The sequence below is a fragment of the Methylomonas lenta genome (assembly GCF_001644015.1).
In the GTDB taxonomy this organism is placed as follows: Bacteria; Pseudomonadota; Gammaproteobacteria; order Methylococcales; family Methylomonadaceae; genus Methylomonas; species Methylomonas lenta.
The window spans coordinates 24,710-46,226 of the sequence record NZ_LUUI01000123.1; the positions used below are offsets into that span (position 1 = coordinate 24,710).

A 21,517-nucleotide genomic window follows, 5' to 3' on the forward strand; every position below is an offset into this window, starting at 1 on the left:
AGGTTCGTTGGAGGACCTCTTATCATCCAACGTATATTTATTTTAAGAAGCATAAAAAACAACCGAAGCAACCACCATGAAAAAAATGACCAGCGCCGAATTGCGGACCGCCTTTTTGGAATTCTTTCGCCAACACGATCATGCCGTGCGTCCTTCCAGCTCCTTAGTGCCTGGAAATGATCCGACTTTGCTATTTACCAATGCCGGCATGGTGCAGTTTAAGGATGTGTTTTTAGGTCGGGAAAAGCTGGATTACACCCGAGCAGCCACCAGTCAACGCTGTGTGCGGGCCGGCGGCAAGCATAACGATCTGGAAAACGTCGGCTATACCGCTCGTCATCATACTTTTTTCGAAATGCTGGGTAATTTCAGCTTCGGCGATTATTTCAAACAAGACGCCATTCATTACGCTTGGGATTTTCTGACCAAGGAACTGGGCATTCCGGCGGAACGCTTGTGGGTGACCGTATTTAACGAAGACTCTGAAGCAGAAGCCATCTGGCTGGAAGATGTCAAAATCGACCCGAGCCGTTTTTCCCGCATCGGCGCCAAAGATAATTTCTGGTCCATGGGCGATGTCGGTCCTTGTGGCCCTTGTACCGAGATTTTCTACGATCACGGCGAACATGTTGCAGGTGGTCCTCCAGGCAGCCCGGATGAAGATGGCGACCGCTATATCGAAATCTGGAATTTGGTGTTCATGCAATACGACCGCGACAAAGACGGCAATCTGACACCACTGCCGGCACCGTCGGTGGATACCGGCATGGGCCTGGAACGGATTGCGGCAGTATTACAGGGCGTACATAGCAATTACGAAATTGATTTATTCCAAAACCTGTTAAAAGTCGCCGCCAAATTGGCAGGTACTAGCGATTTAACCAACAGCTCGCTGCGGGTGATTGCCGATCATATCCGCTCCTGTGCATTTATGGTGGCAGACGGCGTATTGCCGGCCAACGAAGGCCGCGGCTACGTGTTGCGCCGTATCATTCGCCGCGCCATCCGTCACGGTTACCGTTTGGGTATCCGGGAAGTGTTCTTCTACCAACTGGTTGCACCGTTGGTAGCGGAAATGGGCGAGGCCTATCCGGAGCTGGCTAAAGCCCAGGAGCAAGTCGAACGGGTGTTGAAAAAAGAAGAAGAACGTTTCGCCGAAACCCTGGAACAAGGCATGAAGATTCTGGAAGCCTGCGTCGCCAAAATGGACGGCCGTGTGATACCCGGCGATGTGGTGTTTCAGCTCTACGACACTTATGGCTTCCCGGTGGATTTAACCGCCGATTTCGCCCGCGAAAACGATCTCAGCGTCGATCACAACGGCTTTGAAGTGGAAATGAGCGCCCAACGCGACCGTGCCCGCGCGGGCGGCAGTTTTGCAGCGGATTACGATCAGGACATCAAACACGATAGCAATACCGAATTTACCGGCTACTTCAATTTGAACGGCTCAGTAGAGATTATCGGCTTGTACAAAAAGGGTCAAGCGGTCGACAGTCTGGAAACCGGCGAAGAAGGCGTAGTGATTCTGGATCAAACCCCGTTTTACGCCGAATCCGGCGGTCAGGTCGGCGATACCGGTTTGATCGAATGCGACGGTGCGGTATTTGAAGTGCACGACACGCAAAAACAGGGCGGCAAGCTGTTCCTGCATAAAGGTAAAGTGTTGCAAGGTACATTAAGCAGTGGTCAGGCTTGCGAAGTCAGCGTCGATGCCGAAATTCGTAAAGCCACCGAACGTAATCATTCTGCGACTCACTTATTACATGCGGCCTTGCGTACCATTCTGGGTGAGCATGTGGCGCAGAAAGGCTCGCAAGTGAATGCCGAGCGTTTGCGTTTCGACTTCTCGCATTTCGAGCCGATGACGGCAGCAGAAATCGCCATTATCGAAGACATGGTTAACGAGCAAATTCGTTTGAATAACCCGGTAGCCGCGGAAGTGATGGCGAAAGACGAGGCCATGAAAGCCGGCGCCATGGCTTTGTTCGGCGAAAAATACGGCGACGAAGTGCGGGTATTGAAAATCGGCGAATTTTCTACCGAACTATGCGGCGGTACGCATGTGGACAGAGCCGGGGACATCGGTTTATTCAAAATCATCGGCGAAACCGGCGTGGCGGCAGGCGTGCGCAGGTTGGAAGCCGTCACCGGTAAAGCGGCTTTGGAATGGGTAGAGCAACGCGAAAATGCTTTGCAAAACATAGCCAGTTTGTTGAAAACTTCGCCGGATAAAGCTGCAGATAAAGTGCAGCAGCTGGTGGAAAAAAACCGCGCGCTGGAAAAAGAACTGGAAAAACTGCAAGCCAAGTTGGCTAGCTCGGCGGGCGATGAAATGACCAGCCAGGCCGTCGATATCAATGGCGTGAAAGTGTTGGCCGTGAAACTGGATGATGTCGATCCCAAAGCCTTGCGCGATTTGGCAGACCAGCTGAAAAACAAACTCGGCACGGCTGCGTTGGTGCTGGCGGTAGTGAACGGCGACAAAGTCAGCCTGATCGCCAGCGTATCCAAAGACACCATGGGCAAGGTCAAGGCTGGTGATTTGGTCAACTTCGTCGCCACTCAAGTCGGCGGCAAAGGCGGCGGGCGTCCGGATATGGCGCAGGCTGGCGGGAATGATGCCAGCAATTTGGCAGCTGCTTTGGCGGCGGTGCCGGAGTGGGTGAAGGAGCGCTTGGGCTAATTGGTTTTTGAGTTGGTGGATTGCGATGCCTTATGTATCCATGTTTTTTGGAATCATCATTCGGATGTTTCATAACGATCATAATCCGCCACATTTCCATGCTGAATACCAAGGTCAACGGGGTTTATTCAGCATGGATGGCAGTATGATAAAAGGTAATATTAACTCTAAGACGGCTAAAAAATTGATTCAGGAATGGGCGTTGCTGCATCAGGAAGAATTGATGCAGAATTGGCAAAAAGCCACGCTGGGCAAACAGATCGATCGAATTGAACCGCTTAATTAACGGAGAATGCCATGCAATACATGCCCGTTGTCATCGACGCTGAATATTTATCCGATTATAAAATCAAGTTGACCTTCGATAATGGCGAGAAAAGGATTGCCGATTGTTGTAAGTGGTTGCATGGCGAGGTTTTTGAACCTCTGAAAGACAAGCAATATTTTCAAAAATTTTTTGTCGATGGCTGGAGTATATCCTGGCCGAATGGGGCGGATATTGCGCCAGAGACGTTGTATGAAGAGGGTGAGGTTGTTTGAGTTGATGTGCCTCCTTGCGGGAGTTTGTAGGCCAGAATAAGCCGGTAGGCGTTTCTGGCAAGCAGGTGTCAGCCGGAAATGCTTCGCTTATTCCGGCCTACTAGACTGGGTCGAATAAAATGAAACTTAGCGTCGATTTTTATTGCTGGGTTTCGCGTTGCTCTACCCAGCCTACGGCCTTATTTATTAATGGTTGGAGGTGAGTATGTTGGAAGTTACTTTGTCAGAACAACATCAAGTTGCGATACCGGAGGAAATATTGACGACTCTGAATTTTAAAGTCGGGCAAAAGTTTGATGTTGTTGTGAAAGGCAATTTGATTTCCTTGGTCCCTAAACCGTCTATCGCGGCATTTCGCGGCATTATGAAAGGTGCCAATACCGAGGATGTCAGGGATAGAAACGATAGAGTATGAAGCAGGTTGTTGATACGTGCGGTTGGATAGAGTGGCTGACTGACGGAATATTAGCGGATCAGTTTGCTCCCTATCTTGCCGATAGTGATAATTTAATCGTTTCCACGTCGATTCAGTATGAGTTGCATAAATGGATTTGCCGAGAGAAAAATGAGGAACTTGCTCTGCATATCATTGCCCTGACTCAGCAAGCAGAGGTCATTGAGTTGACCGAGTCATTGGCATTGCTGGCTTCCGAAATGTCGTTACAACATAAACTCAGTTTTGCGGATGCAATTATTTATGCGACAGCGCAACAACACAAAGCCGAATTGGTTACGGCAGATGATCATTTCGAGGGCTTGAGTGGAGTCATATATTTCCCCAAAAATTAACTGGGTCGTCGATTTATTGATGTGGAAGTGTAGGCCAGAATAAGGTATCAGCCGGTAGGCGTTTATGGCAAGCAGGTGTCTGGTCAGATTCATGTGTCGCTATCGAGATGATCTGTTTTGAAGTCGGTTCTCGCACCGACGAGCGAGATACTTTTCTTTGCTTGTCCAAAGAAAAGTATCCAAAACAAAAGACACCCGGATGCCGCGTTGATCCTGCGCTCCGAAGGCTTTGAACGGGGTTTTCCGAAGGTGCTTCCCAGCCCCTACGTAAAACGCGATGCATTCTTGCATCGCCCCTATTGGGCAAATCACTCGGTACATCCCTGTGTCTCGCCCTTCGGGTGCTACACATGCAAATCGGCTGTCCTGCCGATTTGTCCGTTCAAAGCCTCCGGTGCTATGCAAGGCATAACGGTACAAAAACCTATCCCAATGTAGGTTGGGTTAGCGATAGCGTAACCCAACATTTCGGAGCGGAAATCGTTGAGTTATTGTTAGTTTTTGTAGGCTGGGTTGAATGAAATGAAACCCAGCGTCGATTTTTATTGCTGGGTTTCGCGTTGCTCTACCCAGCCTACGGCCCTTGAGACAGTGATGTTTAATCTTGAAAATACTCCATATCTTCTGACCCTGAAAACTGAATCTCAGCTCAAAGAACAATTGCGTGTTCTTGAAGAACGCATTGCTTTGCTTCGTTTAAATGGGGCGCTCACTGATGAGACGGTGCGCAATTATTACGGTGAGAAACGATTTGAGCAGGTAGCTGAATCAAATGCTATCGAAGGTAGCACCCTTTCTGCCGGAGAAACAGAATTGGCGGTGCTGAAAGGCGTTACTATTACAGGGCACGACCCTGCTTTTGTTCGAGATGCAATTGACTTGGATAAGGCGCTAATAAAGTTGACTGAGTTAGCGAAAAATAAGAGTACGCCTACTGATATTCAACAAATACATACTATTCATCAGCTTATATTGGGTGATAGAGCTGGTGCTGGAATATTTAGAAGTGTACGAGTTTCGATACGCGGATCAAAGCACACGCCACCAAAAACTTGGGAGGAAGTAATGACACAGATGGAGGTCTGGCAACAATGGTCAATAGATAACGCTAATTTGCCGGCTCCTATACGAGCCGCAATATTGCATGCTTGGCTCGCACATATTCACCCTTATATCGACGGGAATGGACGGACTGCTCGTGCTATTACAAATCTTGAACTGACTCGCGCAGGTTACCCTCCTATAATTATTAAGAAAAAAGAACGAGAACGATACATTGATGCTCTCGGTGAATCTGATCAGGGAGGGGATGTTAGTTCCTTTTTGGAATTAATATTTGAGCGAGTTGAAGGGGCGCTCACCGGTCTTGAACTATCAGCAAAGAAAATGCAGGGTTTCAATCCTGCGCTTGAGAAAATTCGGATTAGCCAACAAAAACAATTAAAAATTTGGGAAACAAGTGTAAAACTGCTTGCATCGATTATAGAGCATCAATTGAACTCACAACTTGATGCTGTAAAAGGATCCTGTAATTTTCGGATATTTGAAACTCCGCTTGATCTGGAAGATTATGTTGCCGTTTGTGAGGGCCATAGTGTTTCAAAAAGCTGGGCTTTGATTGTTGCTATTTCGGTTCCTGGTTTGCCAAGTATTGAAAGATTAGCCTATGTAGGGCATAGAAGCGCAAGGATTCATCAACATTTAGGCCGTGAGGGAGGGCCTTCGCTGTACTGGGCGAGAAAGAATCCTGATGGGTTTCCGAAATGGATTTCTGACGAGGAAAGTTCTCCATATGCTGTAGAGCTAACCACGCGAATAGGTAATGGTGACGAATGGCATATCCGCTTGGAAAATGATTATATAGTAACTCTTTCAACTACAGAGCTAGCCTCTAAAATTACAAGTGCTTTAATTTCAATGTCAGCGGGTGGATAAAGATTGAGTGTTTCGTAACATGGCCTTAATTCTTTATCACTCCGTACATTAGTTATTGCTAAAATTTCGTTGACCAGAAACAAAGTTATTTGGTGTCAATATAAAATATGGAGCTTTTCCTGTATGTCGCGCCAAGCGTAGAGAATAAACGGCATTTGGGTGCCTTTTCTATGGATAAGCACAAATTTGTCTAGAGCAAATTTGAACAGCCAATAGGTTGACCCAAAGAGCGAAAACCATCTATGGTTTTCGTAGTGAAAATATCCAGCTCGCCGCAGTTATGGAGTTGGAGAATTTCAATGTTATCGACGGCGCTATTCCTAGAAAATGTCGGTAATTAGTTAAAGAATGGGCAGAACTGTATCAGGAAGATCTGATAGAAATGTTGGATACCCGGAATTTTCATAGTATTGTTCCGTTGGAACCCGCTCCGATTAGCGATAGTTTAATCGGAGGAATGTCTAAATATTGGCGTTGATTAGCTCATTTATTTCTGAGGATGCCCTGCACTCAGCCCGTATCGATCCGGATTGGGGGGGAATTTAATCAGCGGGCCGTGGATATAGAGCCAAAAACCTTGTATTAATATGTCTGCGAAGTGAGTCATCAGCAAGCTGCTTAAATTTTTCAGTTTTGCTGGTTTAAAACTGGCATTAAAATAACCAGTCGCACTAGCGACACATTATATTCCCCTCATCCTAGCCCTCTCTGAGGGGGAGAGTATTGTAGGGGTGTTAGAAAGCCAAAAAGGTCAATAAAAACATGGCATTGTACGTCTATAAGTTTGGCGGCACTTCCGTTGGTACGGTCGAACGTATCAAGGCAGTGGCCGAGAAAATCAAAAATGCCCGCGATGCGGGCGATCAGATTGTGGTGGTGGTGTCCGCGATGAGCGGGGAAACCAATCGACTGGTAGCGCTGGCGAAAGAGATGCAGCTGCAGCCGACCGACCGAGAGATGGATGTATTGTTGTCCACCGGCGAGCAGGTCACCATCGCGCTGTTGGCTATGGCGCTGCATAACGCCGGTGTGGACGCCCGCTCTTACACCGGAACACAGGTCAAGATTTTGACCGATAGCGCGCATACCAAGGCGCGGATACGCGAGATTGATGAAGCCAACATGCGTGCGGATTTGAATGCCGGCCGTGTGGTGGTGGTGGCCGGGTTTCAGGGCGTGGACGAACACGGCAATATCACGACCTTGGGACGCGGCGGTTCGGATACCACCGGCGTAGCACTGGCGGCGGCGTTAAAGGCTGACGAATGCCATATCTATACCGATGTCGATGGCGTCTACACCACCGACCCGCGCGTAGTGCCTAAGGCTCGTCGTCTGGAGCAAATTACTTTCGAAGAAATGCTGGAAATGGCCAGCCTGGGCTCCAAAGTATTACAGATCCGCTCGGTCGAATTCGCCGGCAAATACAATGTCAAATTGCGCGTGTTGTCTTCGTTTATGGAAGGCAACGGCACCCTAATTACCTTTGAGGAATCAGAAATGGAAAGAGCGTTAATTTCAGGCATCGCGTTTAACCGGGACGAAGCCAAGCTGACTTTGACCGGTGTGCCTGATTTGCCGGGCGTAGCGTCGAAAATTTTGGGGCCGATCGCCGCAGAGAATATCGAAGTGGATATGATTGTGCAGAATATCTCCGCCAACGGCACTACCGATTTTACTTTTACTGTCAATCATAACGATTTTGCCCGCGCTAAAAATGTATTGGAAGGCTTGCGCAATGAGTTGGGCGGTAATACCCAGATTATCGGCGATAACGCCATTGTCAAAGTCTCTATCGTCGGCGTCGGTATGCGCTCGCATGCGGGTATTGCCAGCACCATGTTCAAAACCCTGGCCGATGAAGGTATCAATATTCAGATGATTTCCACCTCTGAAATCAAGATTTCCGTGGTGGTGGATGAAAAATACCTGGAACTGGCTGTGCGCTCTTTACACAAGGCGTTTGGACTGGATCAGGACTGATTTAATCGATAGTTATCAATAGGCCCGAAAGCTTAGGCATTCGGACCTTTTTTTAGATTGGTTGTCATTGGTTTAGCAAGTGTTGATAGTTGAGTTTGGCTTGCTCGGCGATAAACAGCTGCCAGGCTGAATGATCGTCGGCTTGCGCTTGGTTGAAGGCGGCGATGTAGTTGCCGCGAGTATTTGAATCGCTGGCGATATTAAGCAATGGCATGCCTTCGCTCAATAAAATCAGATTCATAATCAAGCGTGCGCACAAGCCGTTATTGTTTTGAAACGGCTGTAGGCACAACAATCGCAGATGCGCTTCGGCTGCGAAAACCAGCGGATGTAAGAAGCAACCCTCAAGATTTAGCCAATGAATGTGTTCGGCGAGTTGTTTTGGGACGTCTTTGGCCTGAGGAGCAGCTTGTCCGTTGATCAAGCTGACCGGTTGGGCGCGGTAAGCGCCACCCGCATGCTGATGAACCGCCTGCGACAGGATGATGTGAATTTTTTCTAACGTACTTATCGATAATAAATGTTGTTCGCTGGCGTGCTGGCGAATAAATTTGATCGCCTGATAGTGATTTAACGCACTCAGGTTTTCCGCCATTGGCTTGCCGGGTAGCATCAGGCCATTGCGGATCACCATTTGGGTTTCTGATAAATCCAGACTGCTGCCTTCCAGGCGATTACTGTCATAGGTGTAGACGATGTCCAATTGTTGTTGCAAGCTGGGATCGACCTCGGAGTCCTGCAATTGCAGGTCGGCCTTCAGTAGGTCAACTTCGGCTAGCAAAAGATCTAGGTCGGCGGTGGTGGACATGCTGTATTCTCGCTTTGGGTTTAATCAGGCATGCTGACGCCACGTAAATCGTAAAACTCTCTTACAAATTCATCCAGACGTTGCGCTTCAATCGCGTCGCGTATGCCCTGCATCAGTTCTAGGTAATAATGTAGATTATGGATAGTGTTGAGTCGGGAGCCGAGCATTTCTTTGCACTTGTCCAAATGTTTCAAATACGAGCGGGAATAGTTGCGGCAGGTGTAGCAACTGCAGTCTTCATCCAGCGGTCGAGTGTCGAATTGGTATTGGTTGTTGCGGATTTTGATCACCCCATGGCGGGTGAATAAGTGGGCGTTGCGGGCGTTGCGGGTTGGCATCACGCAATCAAACATGTCCACACCACGCCGCACGCCTTCCACCAAATCTTCCGGGGTGCCGACGCCCATCAAATAACGCGGCTTGTCTTGTGGCATGTCCGGCATGATGGCATCCAGCGTGGATAGCATTTCATGCTTGGGTTCGCCGACCGACAGGCCGCCGATGGCGTAACCGTCGAAACCAATGTTGGTCAAGCCGTTGATCGATTCGCGGCGCAATTCCGGATACATGCCGCCTTGCACGATACCGAATAATGCCGAGGGATTGCCTTCGTGGGCGCGCTTGCTGCGTTCGGCCCAACGTAAGGACAAGCGCATGGAGTCGGCAGCCTGCTGGAAGGTGGCAGGGTAGGGTGTACACTCGTCGAAAATCATGACGATGTCGGAGCCCAGGTCGCGCTGTACCTGCATTGATTCTTCCGGTCCCATGAAGATTTTGCTGCCGTTGACGGGGGATTTGAAGGTCACGCCTTGTTCGCTGATTTTACGTAAAGCGCCCAAGCTGAATACTTGAAAACCGCCGGAGTCGGTCAGAATAGGTTTTTGCCAGCGCATAAAGTCGTGCAAATCGCCGTGCGCTTTCATGACGTCCATGCCGGGCCGCAGCATCAAATGAAAGGTGTTGCCGAGGATGATTTGTGCGCCCAACTCGTCTAAATCTTCCGGCGTTAATGACTTTACGGTGCCGTAAGTGCCCACCGGCATGAATATCGGCGTTTCCACCACTCCACGGCTAAAAGTAAGTTGCCCGCGGCGGGCTTGGCCGTCGCGGGTTTTAAGTTTGAATTCCATATAATTATTGCAAACACTAAAAAGGCCGAAATTATCCGGCCTTTTAGCTAATCAAGCCAGCAAAGATGGCTTTTTAGGTGGATTAAATATCCATTAACAGCATAGGGACGCCGTAAGTTAGTACAAAGTAACTGATGGCGAAAATGATGCTGACACTGGTTGGGTAAGAAAAGAAGCGGCGCAAAATATAACTGACGATGGCGGTGTACCACAGCACCAAAAAAGTAGCGACGGCAATATTAATGCCTTCACGGAGTTCGTTTTCGACTTTATTAAACGACATCCAAAGTTCCAGCATTTCCCCGCCAACTGCTAATGTCATAATGAAGTTTTCACAGACGAAGATTGATGTGTATAACTGGTTGAAAAGATGCCATTTTCTCTCATACAACAGTAAGGCGCCGACAGAGGTGAAGGCCATGATGAATCGGCCTAAAACTTCTATGGTGCCGTCAGCAGGATCGGAGATTAGGCCTTCGACGATCATGCCGGAAATCAAGTAGAAAGTAACGTTTTTCCACATGAAGGACATCGGAGGGGTTAATTCGGCCGGGTTATTGATGAACCAGCAACTGGAAAGGTATTTCAGCAATAAATTCATGGACAGGCACTTTCAGGCTTTAAGTATGAGTGAAAAAGCGAGGTAGTTCCGATGATGCTTTGGGTCTAAAGCATGTTTGGAAGTCGCTTGATTTGCGGCGCATTATAGCTTCAAGCGAGAGCAGAGGTGTGGCTGAATCAAATTGCAGTAAAAAAGTTAATTTTTAAGGCAAAAAAAAGGCCGGTTACCCGGCCTTCAGTTTTAAGCTAAAGCATTATTTCAACAACCCTTCGGTTCTGTTGGGATTGTTGCAGCCAACGGGATGGTTTTCTCCCCTGATGCCGCGCCGAGCACCGGAGGGTTTGAGCGGATTTGCCCGACAGGGGCGCGGCAAGGAAGCCGCGCGTTTTTCGCAAGGGCTGGGATGCCCTTTCGAAAAAACCCGTTCAAACCCGAGGAGCGCAGGATCAACGCGGCATGGGGTGGCCTTTCTTTTGGATACTTTTCTTTGGCCGTCCAAAGAAAAGTATCGCGGTTGCCGGTCCGCGAACCGGTGTTAAATTGAGCGTCGCAACGCGACACCATAACAACAAACAGATTTTGAGAAATTTAAACCTTGTCCCGTGCGGTTCGTTACCTCACCGCACACTACGGACTGATGTCGGCGAAACGGGCGTCATCCTGCTCGGTTTTTCTGGGCAATCGGTTGTTAAAATTCATCATACAAGGGTGCGCAATGCGTACCATTTGAAGCTGTCACGATGGCGAAAGCCAAAAAGGTACGCGGTGCGTACCCATGGTTACGGGAATGGGGTTGTTATTCCCCTGATGCCCCTTCGAAAAACCCCGCTCAAACCAGAGGAGCGCAGGGAAAAAGCGGCATGGGGCGGCCTTTCTTTTGGATACTTTTCTTTGGCCGTCCAAAGAAAAGTATCGCGGTTGCCGGTCCGCGAACCGGCGTTAAATTGAGCGTCGCAACGCGACACCGAAAAACAAACAGAATTCGAGGAAATGAAAACCTCGTTTCTTACGTTCCTCCGATTACGCTTCGCTAATCGGAGCTACGCGGGCTAATCATTGGTGCCATGATGCGTAAATTGATTCATGTTGCTTTCGGCGTCTTAAAGTCCGCCAAACCCTTCGATTCCGCTATTCATTTGGCTTGACTTGGATAACAGTATCTACGCGGGCTACATGGCTACGGGCTGACAAAATCGGAAAAAGGATTGATGTTAATTAATTTAGGTTGCTTTTTCATTGGAACAACGCCATATCCATTTAGAATTATAAAAAATACAATTCTATATTCTCTATCGCTTTTGTATGACAGATCTTTTTCAAAACAGCTACTTATGAATCTAGATTCGACACCGTTTTCGTCGAGATCCTGTCCCGACTCTACTACGGTCGGCGCTTTAGATAGATACTTAATCTCTTGCAAGATGGGCTTCACTCCAAAACCATTTTGAAAGATACCTATCGGAACATCATTATCCAACATGCCAAAATCTATATTTTCAATTGTAAGCTGAGTCAATAAACAGTTTGATAAAAACGATATAAACTCATTAATTTTAGTCGAATTAATTTCATAGTAGCTATCATATTTTTTGTCAACTTCAACAGGATTATAAGTTGAAATATCTTCAATAGCGCTAAAGCAATATAGAAACGGATTTGGATGACGATACTCTATATCAAGTCTTCCCGAAAAGTTTATTCCATTCGGTTGCATTTCCATTTTTCCGCCGTTCAAAATATAGGAAAGTGAACCATGAGGTCTGGATTTTGAACTTCCATTTCCAATTGTTGCGTGACCGCCTGTCATACTATTGTATTGGGAATCCGTAAGAAAGATTGGATTACTATCTGGCACATTTAAATGATATCTAATGGTTCCCTCAGAACTATCTGCAATACTAAAATCAGGATCCATTTCCCTGTAATACTGAAAAGTTCCTAGCTGGAGGGTATTGCAACCGTCTCCAATATTAAACTTCTTCTCACATGCCTTTACAAATTTCAATATGATCTCCTATAGGCTAACAAGTAACTCATTAGATCCGTGTCTCATCCCAACGATAACTAATAAGGCCGGTTGCCCGGCCTTTTTCAAATCAAAACAGCTTATTTCAACAACCCCTGCAACAACCCATTCAACTTATGCACAAACGCTGATGGATCATCCAATTGACCGCCTTCGCTGAGGATGGCTTGGTCGAACAGGATGTGACTGATGTCCGCGAAACGGGCGTCATCCTGCTCGGTTTTTAAGGCCTGCACAATGGCGTGATCCGGATTGATTTCGAAGATCGGCTTGCTGCCGCCCATGCCCATCATGTTCATATTCTGGCCGGCTTCTTTCATGATGCGCTCCATGTTCAGACTCATGTCGTAAGCACCGGTGACCAAACAAGCAGGGGAGTCGGTCAGGCGGTGGCTGACTTTGACTTCGCTGACTTTGTCTTTCAATACTTCCTGAATTTGTTTCAGCACCGATTCAAAATCTTTGTTGATTTCTTCCTGGTGTTGTTTCTCTTCTTCAGTATCGAATTTGTCCAGGTCCAGTTCGCCTTTGGCGATCGACTGCATGTGCTTGTCGTCGAATTCGGTCAGGCTGGAGACCAGCCATTCGTCGATACGATCGGATAATAACAAGACTTCGATACCTTTCTTGCGGAACACTTCCAGATGTGGGCTGTTCTTAGCGGCAGCAAAGGTGTCGGCGGTAACAAAATAAATTTTGTCCTGACCTTCTTTCATGCGGCTGACATAGTCGGCCAGTGATACATTTTGAGTTTTGTCATCGGTATGAGTCGATGCAAAACGCAGCAGACTGGCGACACGGTCTTTGTTTTTGTGATCTTCGATCGGACCTTCTTTGATGACGTTACCGAATTGTTCCCAGAATTGTTGGTATTTTTCGGCGTCGTTTTCGGCCAAATCTTCCAGCATGCCCAGCACTTTTTTCACCGAGCCAGCTTTGATGTTGCTGATTTGTTTGCTTTGTTGCAGGATCTCGCGAGAGACGTTCAACGGCAAGCTGTCGGTGTCGATGATGCCGCGAACGAAACGCAAGTAGCGTGGCATCAATTGCTCAGCGTCATCGGTGATGAAGACTTTTTTGATGTACAGCTTGACGCCGTGTTTGGCGTCTCTATCCCACATATCGAACGGTGCGCGGCCCGGTACATATAGCAACAGGGTGTACTCGTTGGTGCCTTCCACTTTGCTGTGGACATGTACCAGCGGGTCCTGGAAATCGTGGCCGACGTGTTTGTAAAACTCGTTATATTCCTCGGCGCTGATGTTGTCCTTATTTTTGGTCCATAGGGCGGAGGCGCTGTTGACAGTTTCGTCTTCGATGCGAGCCGGCGCGGTTTCGTTACCTTCCTCGTCTTTCTCTGCTGGGATTTCTTTGCTCATGATGATGGGCAAAGAGATATGGTCGGAGAATTTTTTGATGATGGAATGTAGCTTCCAGCTGTTCAAAAACTCGTCTTCGCCTTCTTTCAGGTGCAGCACAATTTCGGTGCCGCGGTTGGCTTTGTCGACGGTTTCGATGCTGTAATCGCCTTCGCCGGCCGATTCCCAGCGCACGCCGGCTTCATGATCAGCGCCGGCTTTGCGTGTGGTCAGCGTGACCTTGTCGGCGACGATAAACGCCGAATAAAAACCGACCCCGAATTGACCAATCAATTCACTATCTTTGGCTTGGTCGCCGGTGAGTCTTTCGAAAAATTGCTTGGTGCCGGATTTGGCGATGGTGCCGATATGATCCTGCACTTCCTCGCGAGTCATGCCGATGCCGTTATCGGTGATGGTGATGGTTTTTTTGGCTTCGTCAAACGCGATGCGGATTTTTAGTTCGCTGTCGCCTTCATACAGGCTGTCGTTGGCCAGGGCTTCAAAACGCAGTTTATCGGCGGCGTCTGAGGCATTGGAAATCAATTCACGCAGGAAAATTTCTTTGTTGCTATACAGCGAGTGAATCATCAAGTGCAGCAGATGTTTCACTTCGGTTTGAAAACCTAAGGTTTCTTTTTTTGCTTCAACAGTCATATTGTTACTCATGCAAGTTAAAAAACGGGACTGTGGCTAATTGGGGATGCTGGTCGGTTTTTTCAAGTTTTTGATTTAAAAAAATCCATGCCCGGCGTAGCTTAATTTTGCCTATGACCTGTAGAATGCTTTGCAATGGCTTGAGCTGTCTTTAAATAGGTCAGCGTTTTTCGTTAAAAAGTGGGCAAAAATTCCCACGCCAAAGCTTTGCTACGGTGTTCTGAAACTGGCTAACTTAGTCTTTTTGCAATCGTTAGGTCTTAATAGACAAGACTTAAGTCAAATTGACATGAGCAGGCTTCTTAAAGTATGATCCGCAGCCTTTTTTATCCGTTTTATTTAATTAGGCAAACCTCATGAAAAGAACCTTTCAACCCAGTAAACTGAAACGCGCTAGAACTCACGGTTTCCGCGCTAGAATGGCTACAGTCGGCGGTCGCAGAGTGATTAATGCGCGCAGAGCAAAAGGTCGCGCTTCTTTGACCGTTTAATTGTTAGCCGAAGAATTCGGCTTTCCCGATTTATATCGGCTCAGGACGCCCGCCGAGTATAAAAATGTCTTTGCAAATCCTGTAAAATCTTCTGATAAATATTTTACAGTTCTAGCGATCAATAGTCCCTTGTCGCATCCGAGACTGGGACTGGCCATCGCCAAAAAAGCCATCAAAAAAGCAGTCGCACGGAATCGCATAAAAAGAACTGTCCGGGAGAGCTTTCGCTTGCAACGCCAGCAAATTGTCAACATAGATATTGTGGTATTGGCGCGTGGTGACGCTGCAAATGCAGACGTGCAAATTTTGAGGAAGTCATTGGAAAAACATTGGCTTAAATTGGTAGATCGATGCGATTCCTGCTTATAACCCTGATCAAAGTTTACAAGTACTTCATAAGCCCCCTACTAGGGCCGAGTTGTCGTTTTTATCCGAGTTGTTCTAGTTATGGCTTGGAGGCCATTCAGCTTCATGGTGCAGCCAAGGGTTCCTATCTCACGCTTAGACGATTATTAAAGTGCCACCCGTTCCACGAAGGTGGCATCGATCCTGTTCCAGAAAAATTGAGTAAATAAAACAATGGATAACATAAGATTTCTGCTTATCATGGCGATGTTGATGATCTCCTACATGCTTTGGGAGTCGTGGCAGATAGACTATGGCCCTAAACCTCAGGCTTTCATCTCCGACACGCCTGTTGTAGCCGGCGACATGACTCAGCAACCCGCAGTCAATTCCGATCAAACTGAAGCAGGGCTGCAGCAGCAAGTTGTAGCATCAAGCAAAAATAAAATAATTACGGTTAAAACCGATGTTTTTGCTTTAGTAATTGATACCGAGGGCGGTACTTTATGTAATTTGGATTTGTTGAAATATCCACATGAAAAAGTAAACACTTATGTGCAAAAAGCATATGCGCTGATTGGCATGCAGGCCCCGGAAAAAGATTTATCTCCTATTCGCCTGTTCGACTGCAGCCCCGAAAAAGAGTTTCTAGCGCAAAGTGGCTTGGTGGGTGGTCAAAATTCAGCTATTGCTCCTGATCATCACGCTATTTACCATAGTGAGAAAACCAGCTATGAAATGCAGGAAGGTCAGGATACGCTAAGTATTCCAATGACCTGGACTAACGCAGAAGGTTTAAGCATTACCAAGACCTTTACATTTAAACGCGGCAGTTATGTTGTTGATTTGGAACACAAAGTCAACAATCAGTCCGCTAAGCCTTGGTCGGGTCGCCAATACAATCAATTGCTTCGCGTTGAACACAGTGATAGCAATGGCAATAACTTCATAAGAACTTATTCCGGCGGCGTCGTTTACACTGAAAAAGATAAATATCAAAAAGTAAAATTCGACGATATAGCTGATAGCAACCTGGACGTTACCTCAAAAGGTGGCTGGAGTGCATTTATTCAGCATTACTTTGCGAGTGCCTGGATTCCACCAGCGGATCAAGAAAATCATTTTTACACCAAGGCGCTCAATAACGGCCGTTTCGTGATTGGCTCTTATTCGCAGGATGTCAGTATTCCATCGAATGGCGAAGGCTTATTCAATGCAAAAATGTTCGTCGGTCCCAAAATACAACCCATCATGGAAGCCACGGCTCCTGGTCTGGAATTGACGGTCGATTACAGCTGGTTGACGATTATTGCCAAACCGATTTATTGGCTGTTGAATAAAATATTCAGCTATGTCGGTAACTGGGGCGTGGCGATTCTGGGTGTCACCTTCCTCATCAAAGCCACGTTCTTCAAGCTGTCAAAAGCCAGCTTCCAGTCGATGGCAAAAATGCGCAAAATTCAGCCACGCCTGAAAGAAATGAAAGAGCGCTATGGCGAGGATAGACAAAAATTCAACACTGAAATGATGGCCATGTACAAGCGGGAAAAGGTCAACCCATTAGGTGGCTGTTTGCCCATGCTGGTACAGATTCCGGTGTTCATTTCACTTTATTGGGTTTTGATCGAAACTGTAGAGCTGCGTCAAGCTGACTTTATGTTGTGGATACAAGATCTTTCAGCGCAAGATCCATTCTACTTGCTGCCGATTTTGTACGGCATCACCATGAAGATTCAACAAAGCTTGAATCCGGCACCTATCGATCCGTTGCAAGCTCAAGTGATGAAAATGTTCCCTATCGTTTTCACCGTATTCTTCTTGTTCTTCCCATCGGGTTTGGTTGTGTACTGGATATGCAATAACACATTGTCTATCATCCAGCAGTGGTATATCACCAAGCATGTGTTGGCAGAAGACGCGCATCACCATCATTAAGCAGGCATGAAAACCGGCGACACTATTGCCGCCATTGCCACGCCGCCGGGTAACGGCGGCGTTGGCATTATTCGCATTTCCGGGCCTGCCGTTCAGAGCATCGCTAATCAAATCAGTCGCAAACCCCTCAAGCCCCGTTACGCCCATTATTGTCATTTCCATGATATAGATGAGCGTGTTATCGACTCTGGTTTACTGCTTTATTTTCCTGGGCCTGCCTCATTTACCGGCGAAGACACGTTGGAACTACAGGGGCATGGTGGTAGCGTCGTTTTAGACATGCTATTGCGCCGGGTTTTAAGTTTGGGGGCTCGATTAGCCAACCCGGGTGAATTCAGTCAGCGGGCATTTTTAAACAACAAAATTGATCTGGCCCAGGCCGAAGCGATTGCTGACCTGATTACCAGCGGTACCGAGCAAGCTGTGCGTTCAGCGCAGCAATCCATGCAGGGGTTATTTTCCGAGCAAATCAACGAACTCATAGATGAGCTCATCGAACTAAGGGTTTACATTGAAGCGGCCATTGATTTTGTCGATGAGGAAATCGATTTTCTCAGCGACGGCATGGTGGCGAACAAAATCGAGCAACTAGGCGCCAAACTTCAGAAAATTCACGCCACTGCTCAGCAAGGCCGCCTTCTACACGATGGTATCACCGTCGTACTGGCCGGCAAGCCTAACGCGGGTAAGTCCAGTCTGCTGAATGCGCTGGCCGGACACGAGGCTGCAATTGTGACGGATATAGCAGGCACTACGCGCGATGTATTACGCGAACGAATACAGATCGATGGCATGCCGCTGCACATTATCGACACTGCCGGCTTACACGACAGCGAGAATATCGTCGAACAGGAAGGTATTCGGCGCGCTCAGCTTGAGATCGAAAAAGCCGACAAAGTCTTGTTGTTGATGGATAGTACCGATAGCGAAAACAGTACATTATTGGATAGATTGCCTGCCAACATCGATGTTACTCGGGTTTTCAACAAAATCGATTTATCAGGTCATCCTGCGCAAATAATCGATAGGGTGCACCAAGTAGAAATCTACTTATCGGCCAAAACGGGTGCCGGCCTGGACTTGCTGAAACAGCATTTAAAAGCCAGTGTAGGCTTTGGCGAAACCACCGATAACATCTTTATTGCTCGCCGGCGCCATTTGCAAGCCTTGACCCAGGCTCAGGAATCCGTCGAAAACGCCGGTTACCAACTAAGCAATCTTGCCCCTGAGTTGGTGGCGGAAGATCTTAGACAAGCTCAAACTAGTCTATCTGAAATTACCGGCGAATTTACATCCGATGATCTTTTAGGTGAGATTTTCGGGAGTTTTTGTATCGGAAAATAGCATCGCTTCCAGCATGTTCCGAGCATTTCCTTAAATGCCATGCTATAGCAACAACTTACGCTAATTTTATTCCAGAATAGACTTACAGAATCCAGTCAAATCCACCTGCCCTCGTTGCGCTTCGTAATCGATTTATTTTTCCGCCAAGTGGTGGGTTGAGTGACTAATAATCATATACCCACGGGGCACAAGTGGCTTTTTGGCGCCGTAAAAGACCACCTTGCCTGCTACATCACTCAGATCGTGGTAGCCAATATGCCAGCCACGAATACCGAGAACATTTGGCAGTGATGGGCAAGGAGCAAAGCATGAGTCGCAAGGGTAATTGTTGGGAGGGCCTGCCCCCTTGGGGATAGTAGCCAACCGAACCGAACGATTTTTCCGTAGCCTAAAACATGAACAGCTCAACTACGAAACATTTAGAACCCAGGATTTAGCAAGACTGAGCGTGATCGGTTATTTGGCTTTCTACAATGGTAAGCGATTACATTCAACATTGGGTTATCAATCCCGGCTCGAATTCGAGCCGGGATATTTTAAAAACGCTGACTGAAGAAGTGTCAGGTTTTTGTTGACCATTACAGCCTAATTTGGGTTAATTCTTCTCTTAACAGAATTAAGTATTATCTGTTTTCAAATCAACATAAAAAAGGGGTGGATTATGACTTCAATACACCGGCGACAACGCCTGTTTCACTCAGCATTATTGGCGCTTATTTCTTTGACTGCTTGTTTTGTTTCATTTACCGTAAAGGCGGAAGATAAAAAACCTAACATCATTCTCATCTTGTCAGATGACTTTGGTTATGGCGACGCTGGTGCTTGGGGCGGTGGAGAGGGGCGTGGTATGCCCACACCCAATCTTGACAGACTGGCGAGTGAAGGCATGAAGTTCAACTCGTTTTATGCCCAGCCAAGCTGCACCCCCGGCCGGGCCGCAGTGCAAACCGGGCGCATACCTAATCGCAGCGGCATGACCACTGTTGCGTTCCAGGGTCAGGGTGGCGGGCTACCTGCTGCGGAGTGGACGGTAGCGTCGGTGCTGAAAAAAGCCGACTACCAGACGTTCTTCACCGGCAAATGGCACTTGGGCGAAGCCGATTATGCTATGCCTACTGCCCATGGCTACGACGAGATGAAGTACGTCGGGCTTTATCACCTTAATGCTTACACCTATGCTGATCCCACATGGTTCCCCGACATGCCTACGGAACTGCGCGAAATGTTCCAGAAAGTGACCAAAGGTTCATTGTCCGGCACCGCAGGGGGTAAAACGATTGAGGAATTCAAGGTCAACGGTCAATATGTGAACACGCCTGTGATCGACGGCAAGGAAGGCGTTGTCGGGATTCCTTTCTACGATGCTTATGTCGAGAAGGCCAGCATCGAGCATCTTGAAAAAGTAGCCAAATCCGACAAGCCGTTTTTCATGAGCGTCAATTTCATGAAGGTGCATCAGCCGAACATGCCCCATCCTGATTACATAGGCAAATCCATTTCAAAGAGCAAGTATGCCGATTCTCTGGTCGAGAACGACAGTCGGATTGGCAGAATAATTGACAAGGTTCGTGAGCTCGGTCTCGACAAAAACACCTACATCTTCTGGACTACCGACAACGGCGCCTGGCAAGATGTATACCCTGATGCCGGCTATACGCCTTTCCGTGGCACTAAAGGTACAGTTCGTGAAGGCGGAAACCGCGTTCCCGCCATTGCCTGGGGACCGAATATCAAGGCTGGTACTACCAATAATGACATTCTTGGCGGGCTTGACTACATGGCCACTTTTGCATCGCTCGCGGGAGTGAAGCTGCCGGAGAAAGATCGCGATGGCAAGCCCATGACTTTCGATAGTTATGATATGTCACCGGCTTTGTTCGGCACTGGCAAGTCGGCACGCAATAACTGGTTCTATTTCACCGAGAACGAGTTATCCCCTGGTGCCGCTCGTGTCGGCCACTACAAAGCTGTGTTCAATCTGCGCGGAGACGATGGGCAAGCAACGGGTGGTCTGGCTGTCGACACTAACCTTGGCTGGAAGGGCGCAGAAAAATATGTTGCAACAGTTCCGCAGGTTTTTGATCTTTTGGCGGATCCGCAGGAGCGCTATGACATCTTCATGAACAACTTCACGGATCACACTTGGACGATAGTGCCTGTCGAAATGGCCGTAAAAGAGCTGATGGAGACCTATGTGAAATATCCGCCACGCAAGTTGCAGAGTATGGGATATGACGGACCGATCGAACTTTCCAAGTATCAAAAATTCCAATATATTAAGGACGCGCTTAAGACGGAAGGAGTAACCATTCCTATGCCAACGGGGAATTAATGTTCGGAGGCAACGCCGTGGATATTCACGGTGTCGTCCAACTTGACAATTAATAACTCTAATTTGTCTTTAAAGCTTTAATAGAGGCTGTCATCATAAAAAGTGACGGCCTTTTTTAGGACAGAAACGTCTGTGGAAGTGAGCAAACACATGTACATAGACGCTGCGCCGAGATAGTGGAGCAGCATCTACATCCTGGTCGACCATAAGGTGATATTTTGTAACTTATTGCTTTAGTGTTGTTTTTTATGAAATTCTATCACTCGTACTTAAAAAGCAAAGCGCTTAGCAAGCATCGTTGTTAACTTGATCTTTTTCTGCTCCAAAAAAAGATCGCGGTAGCCACTAACCCCGCAGCTAAAAGTAACATTAAAATGGGGTGCTGATAGAAAGTATCAAAAAAATTACCCATGCCTTGAGATGTGCTTCTGTAATACGGACCCATGTCTAACTCTCCTATTTTTTCATTAGAGCTTACCTAGTATTTCAGCATTGTCGAATCGGCGATGGCTGAAAATAACCTGACGAAACCCAAGCTGATCGTTCCTACGCAAAGCATCAATACCATTAAGTTAAGAAAAGCTCCCTCTCCTGCT

General features: G+C 47.4%; 21 protein-coding genes. 16 read left to right on the top strand and 5 right to left on the bottom strand.

Going from position 1 to position 21,517, the window contains the following annotated elements; translation table 11 throughout:
• Positions 1–76 precede the first annotated feature (76 nt).
• The 7 genes from alaS (at position 77) to A1359_RS14880 (ending at position 7,933) form a co-directional block, all read left to right on the top strand.
• On the top strand, positions 77–2,686 hold the full coding sequence (gene alaS / locus A1359_RS14850) for an alanine--tRNA ligase (RefSeq protein WP_198159373.1): 2,610 nt from the start codon (positions 77–79) through the stop codon (positions 2,684–2,686).
• A gap of 25 nt (positions 2,687–2,711) precedes the next feature.
• Positions 2,712–2,972 carry a DUF4160 domain-containing protein gene (locus A1359_RS14855; RefSeq protein WP_066984650.1) on the top strand — a complete coding sequence of 87 codons (261 nt, stop codon included), beginning with the start codon at positions 2,712–2,714 and terminating at the stop codon, positions 2,970–2,972.
• A gap of 11 nt (positions 2,973–2,983) precedes the next feature.
• Positions 2,984–3,226, top strand: a complete 243-nt coding sequence (locus A1359_RS14860) for a DUF2442 domain-containing protein (protein WP_066984653.1) — start codon at positions 2,984–2,986, stop codon at positions 3,224–3,226.
• Between the two features lie 205 nt (positions 3,227–3,431).
• A complete protein-coding gene (locus tag A1359_RS14865) occupies positions 3,432–3,641 on the top strand; it encodes an AbrB/MazE/SpoVT family DNA-binding domain-containing protein (protein ID WP_066984657.1) in 210 nt (69 codons plus the stop codon).
• A complete protein-coding gene (locus A1359_RS14870) occupies positions 3,638–4,015 on the top strand; it encodes a type II toxin-antitoxin system VapC family toxin (RefSeq protein WP_066984660.1) in 378 nt (125 codons plus the stop codon). Before A1359_RS14865 ends, A1359_RS14870 begins: the two co-directional genes overlap by 4 nt.
• Before the next feature lie 594 nt (positions 4,016–4,609).
• Positions 4,610–5,950, top strand: a complete 1,341-nt coding sequence (locus tag A1359_RS14875) for a Fic family protein (RefSeq protein ID WP_066984663.1) — start codon at positions 4,610–4,612, stop codon at positions 5,948–5,950.
• A 762-nt stretch (positions 5,951–6,712) separates the two neighbouring features.
• Positions 6,713–7,933: an aspartate kinase gene (locus A1359_RS14880; protein WP_066984666.1), complete on the top strand. Its 1,221-nt coding sequence runs from the start codon at positions 6,713–6,715 to the stop codon at positions 7,931–7,933.
• A 64-nt stretch (positions 7,934–7,997) separates the two neighbouring features.
• Here A1359_RS14880 and A1359_RS14885 read toward each other — a convergent pair whose 3' ends face one another.
• From A1359_RS14885 to A1359_RS14895, 3 genes are all read right to left on the bottom strand, one after another.
• Entirely contained in the window at positions 7,998–8,741 is a 744-nt protein-coding gene (locus A1359_RS14885; RefSeq protein WP_066984669.1) for a Fic family protein, read from the bottom strand.
• Between the two features lie 20 nt (positions 8,742–8,761).
• Positions 8,762–9,871 carry a tRNA guanosine(34) transglycosylase Tgt gene (gene tgt / locus A1359_RS14890; RefSeq protein WP_066984672.1) on the bottom strand — a complete coding sequence of 370 codons (1,110 nt, stop codon included), beginning with the start codon at positions 9,869–9,871 and terminating at the stop codon, positions 8,762–8,764.
• 82 nt (positions 9,872–9,953) lie between these two features.
• Positions 9,954–10,472, bottom strand: coding sequence for a hypothetical protein (locus tag A1359_RS14895; protein WP_066984675.1), 519 nt, complete (start codon positions 10,470–10,472; stop codon positions 9,954–9,956).
• Between the two features lie 312 nt (positions 10,473–10,784).
• On the opposite strand from A1359_RS14895, the gene A1359_RS22505 reads away from it, so the two are divergent.
• On the top strand, positions 10,785–11,381 hold the full coding sequence (locus A1359_RS22505; protein ID WP_066984677.1) for a hypothetical protein: 597 nt from the start codon (positions 10,785–10,787) through the stop codon (positions 11,379–11,381).
• Positions 11,382–11,610: 229 nt separating this feature from the next.
• Here A1359_RS22505 and A1359_RS14905 read toward each other — a convergent pair whose 3' ends face one another.
• Both A1359_RS14905 and htpG read right to left on the bottom strand, forming a co-directional pair.
• The gene (locus A1359_RS14905) at positions 11,611–12,438 is read right to left on the bottom strand and encodes a hypothetical protein (RefSeq protein WP_066984681.1); all 828 of its coding nucleotides are present in this window, start codon (positions 12,436–12,438) and stop codon (positions 11,611–11,613) included.
• A 101-nt stretch (positions 12,439–12,539) separates the two neighbouring features.
• Positions 12,540–14,474: a molecular chaperone HtpG gene (htpG, locus tag A1359_RS14910; RefSeq protein WP_066984684.1), complete on the bottom strand. Its 1,935-nt coding sequence runs from the start codon at positions 14,472–14,474 to the stop codon at positions 12,540–12,542.
• Positions 14,475–14,830: 356 nt separating this feature from the next.
• Between htpG and rpmH the strand changes: the two genes are divergently transcribed.
• The 8 genes from rpmH (at position 14,831) to A1359_RS14935 (ending at position 20,921) form a co-directional block, all read left to right on the top strand.
• Positions 14,831–14,965: a 50S ribosomal protein L34 gene (gene rpmH, locus A1359_RS14915; protein WP_066984687.1), complete on the top strand. Its 135-nt coding sequence runs from the start codon at positions 14,831–14,833 to the stop codon at positions 14,963–14,965.
• The gene (gene rnpA, locus A1359_RS14920; protein WP_066984691.1) at positions 14,966–15,334 is read left to right on the top strand and encodes a ribonuclease P protein component; all 369 of its coding nucleotides are present in this window, start codon (positions 14,966–14,968) and stop codon (positions 15,332–15,334) included.
• Entirely contained in the window at positions 15,316–15,540 is a 225-nt protein-coding gene (yidD, locus tag A1359_RS22010; protein ID WP_083960665.1) for a membrane protein insertion efficiency factor YidD, read from the top strand. The genes rnpA and yidD overlap by 19 nt, the downstream gene beginning before the upstream one ends.
• A 4-nt stretch (positions 15,541–15,544) precedes the next feature.
• Positions 15,545–17,245, top strand: coding sequence for a membrane protein insertase YidC (yidC, locus tag A1359_RS14925; protein WP_066984694.1), 1,701 nt, complete (start codon positions 15,545–15,547; stop codon positions 17,243–17,245).
• A 6-nt stretch (positions 17,246–17,251) separates the two neighbouring features.
• On the top strand, positions 17,252–18,589 hold the full coding sequence (mnmE, locus tag A1359_RS14930) for a tRNA uridine-5-carboxymethylaminomethyl(34) synthesis GTPase MnmE (RefSeq protein WP_066984697.1): 1,338 nt from the start codon (positions 17,252–17,254) through the stop codon (positions 18,587–18,589).
• A gap of 191 nt (positions 18,590–18,780) precedes the next feature.
• The gene (locus tag A1359_RS23680; protein WP_083960666.1) at positions 18,781–18,945 is read left to right on the top strand and encodes a DDE-type integrase/transposase/recombinase; all 165 of its coding nucleotides are present in this window, start codon (positions 18,781–18,783) and stop codon (positions 18,943–18,945) included.
• Positions 18,936–19,142: an IS3 family transposase gene (locus tag A1359_RS23685; RefSeq protein WP_198159374.1), complete on the top strand. Its 207-nt coding sequence runs from the start codon at positions 18,936–18,938 to the stop codon at positions 19,140–19,142. Before A1359_RS23680 ends, A1359_RS23685 begins: the two co-directional genes overlap by 10 nt.
• A gap of 108 nt (positions 19,143–19,250) precedes the next feature.
• Positions 19,251–20,921, top strand: a complete 1,671-nt coding sequence (locus A1359_RS14935; protein WP_066984700.1) for an arylsulfatase — start codon at positions 19,251–19,253, stop codon at positions 20,919–20,921.
• The last annotated feature ends 596 nt before the right edge of the window (positions 20,922–21,517 follow it).

Excerpts from the sequence above, each read along its gene's own strand:
- A1359_RS14865 (WP_066984657.1), top strand. The coding sequence starts at position 3,432 with ATGTTGGAAGTTACTTTGTCAGAACAACATCAAGTTGCGATACCGGAG.
- alaS (WP_198159373.1), top strand. The coding sequence starts at position 77 with ATGAAAAAAATGACCAGCGCCGAATTGCGGACCGCCTTTTTGGAATTC.
- A1359_RS14895 (WP_066984675.1), bottom strand. The coding sequence starts at position 10,472 with ATGAATTTATTGCTGAAATACCTTTCCAGTTGCTGGTTCATCAATAAC.
- yidC (WP_066984694.1), top strand. The coding sequence starts at position 15,545 with ATGGATAACATAAGATTTCTGCTTATCATGGCGATGTTGATGATCTCC.
- yidD (WP_083960665.1), top strand. The coding sequence starts at position 15,316 with ATGCGATTCCTGCTTATAACCCTGATCAAAGTTTACAAGTACTTCATA.
- A1359_RS14885 (WP_066984669.1), bottom strand. The coding sequence starts at position 8,741 with ATGTCCACCACCGCCGACCTAGATCTTTTGCTAGCCGAAGTTGACCTA.
- A1359_RS14935 (WP_066984700.1), top strand. The coding sequence starts at position 19,251 with ATGACTTCAATACACCGGCGACAACGCCTGTTTCACTCAGCATTATTG.
- tgt (WP_066984672.1), bottom strand. The coding sequence starts at position 9,871 with ATGGAATTCAAACTTAAAACCCGCGACGGCCAAGCCCGCCGCGGGCAA.
- A1359_RS14880 (WP_066984666.1), top strand. The coding sequence starts at position 6,713 with ATGGCATTGTACGTCTATAAGTTTGGCGGCACTTCCGTTGGTACGGTC.
- A1359_RS14870 (WP_066984660.1), top strand. The coding sequence starts at position 3,638 with ATGAAGCAGGTTGTTGATACGTGCGGTTGGATAGAGTGGCTGACTGAC.
- A1359_RS14860 (WP_066984653.1), top strand. The coding sequence starts at position 2,984 with ATGCAATACATGCCCGTTGTCATCGACGCTGAATATTTATCCGATTAT.
- A1359_RS14855 (WP_066984650.1), top strand. The coding sequence starts at position 2,712 with ATGCCTTATGTATCCATGTTTTTTGGAATCATCATTCGGATGTTTCAT.
- A1359_RS14875 (WP_066984663.1), top strand. The coding sequence starts at position 4,610 with ATGTTTAATCTTGAAAATACTCCATATCTTCTGACCCTGAAAACTGAA.
- mnmE (WP_066984697.1), top strand. The coding sequence starts at position 17,252 with ATGAAAACCGGCGACACTATTGCCGCCATTGCCACGCCGCCGGGTAAC.
- rpmH (WP_066984687.1), top strand. The coding sequence starts at position 14,831 with ATGAAAAGAACCTTTCAACCCAGTAAACTGAAACGCGCTAGAACTCAC.
- htpG (WP_066984684.1), bottom strand. The coding sequence starts at position 14,474 with ATGACTGTTGAAGCAAAAAAAGAAACCTTAGGTTTTCAAACCGAAGTG.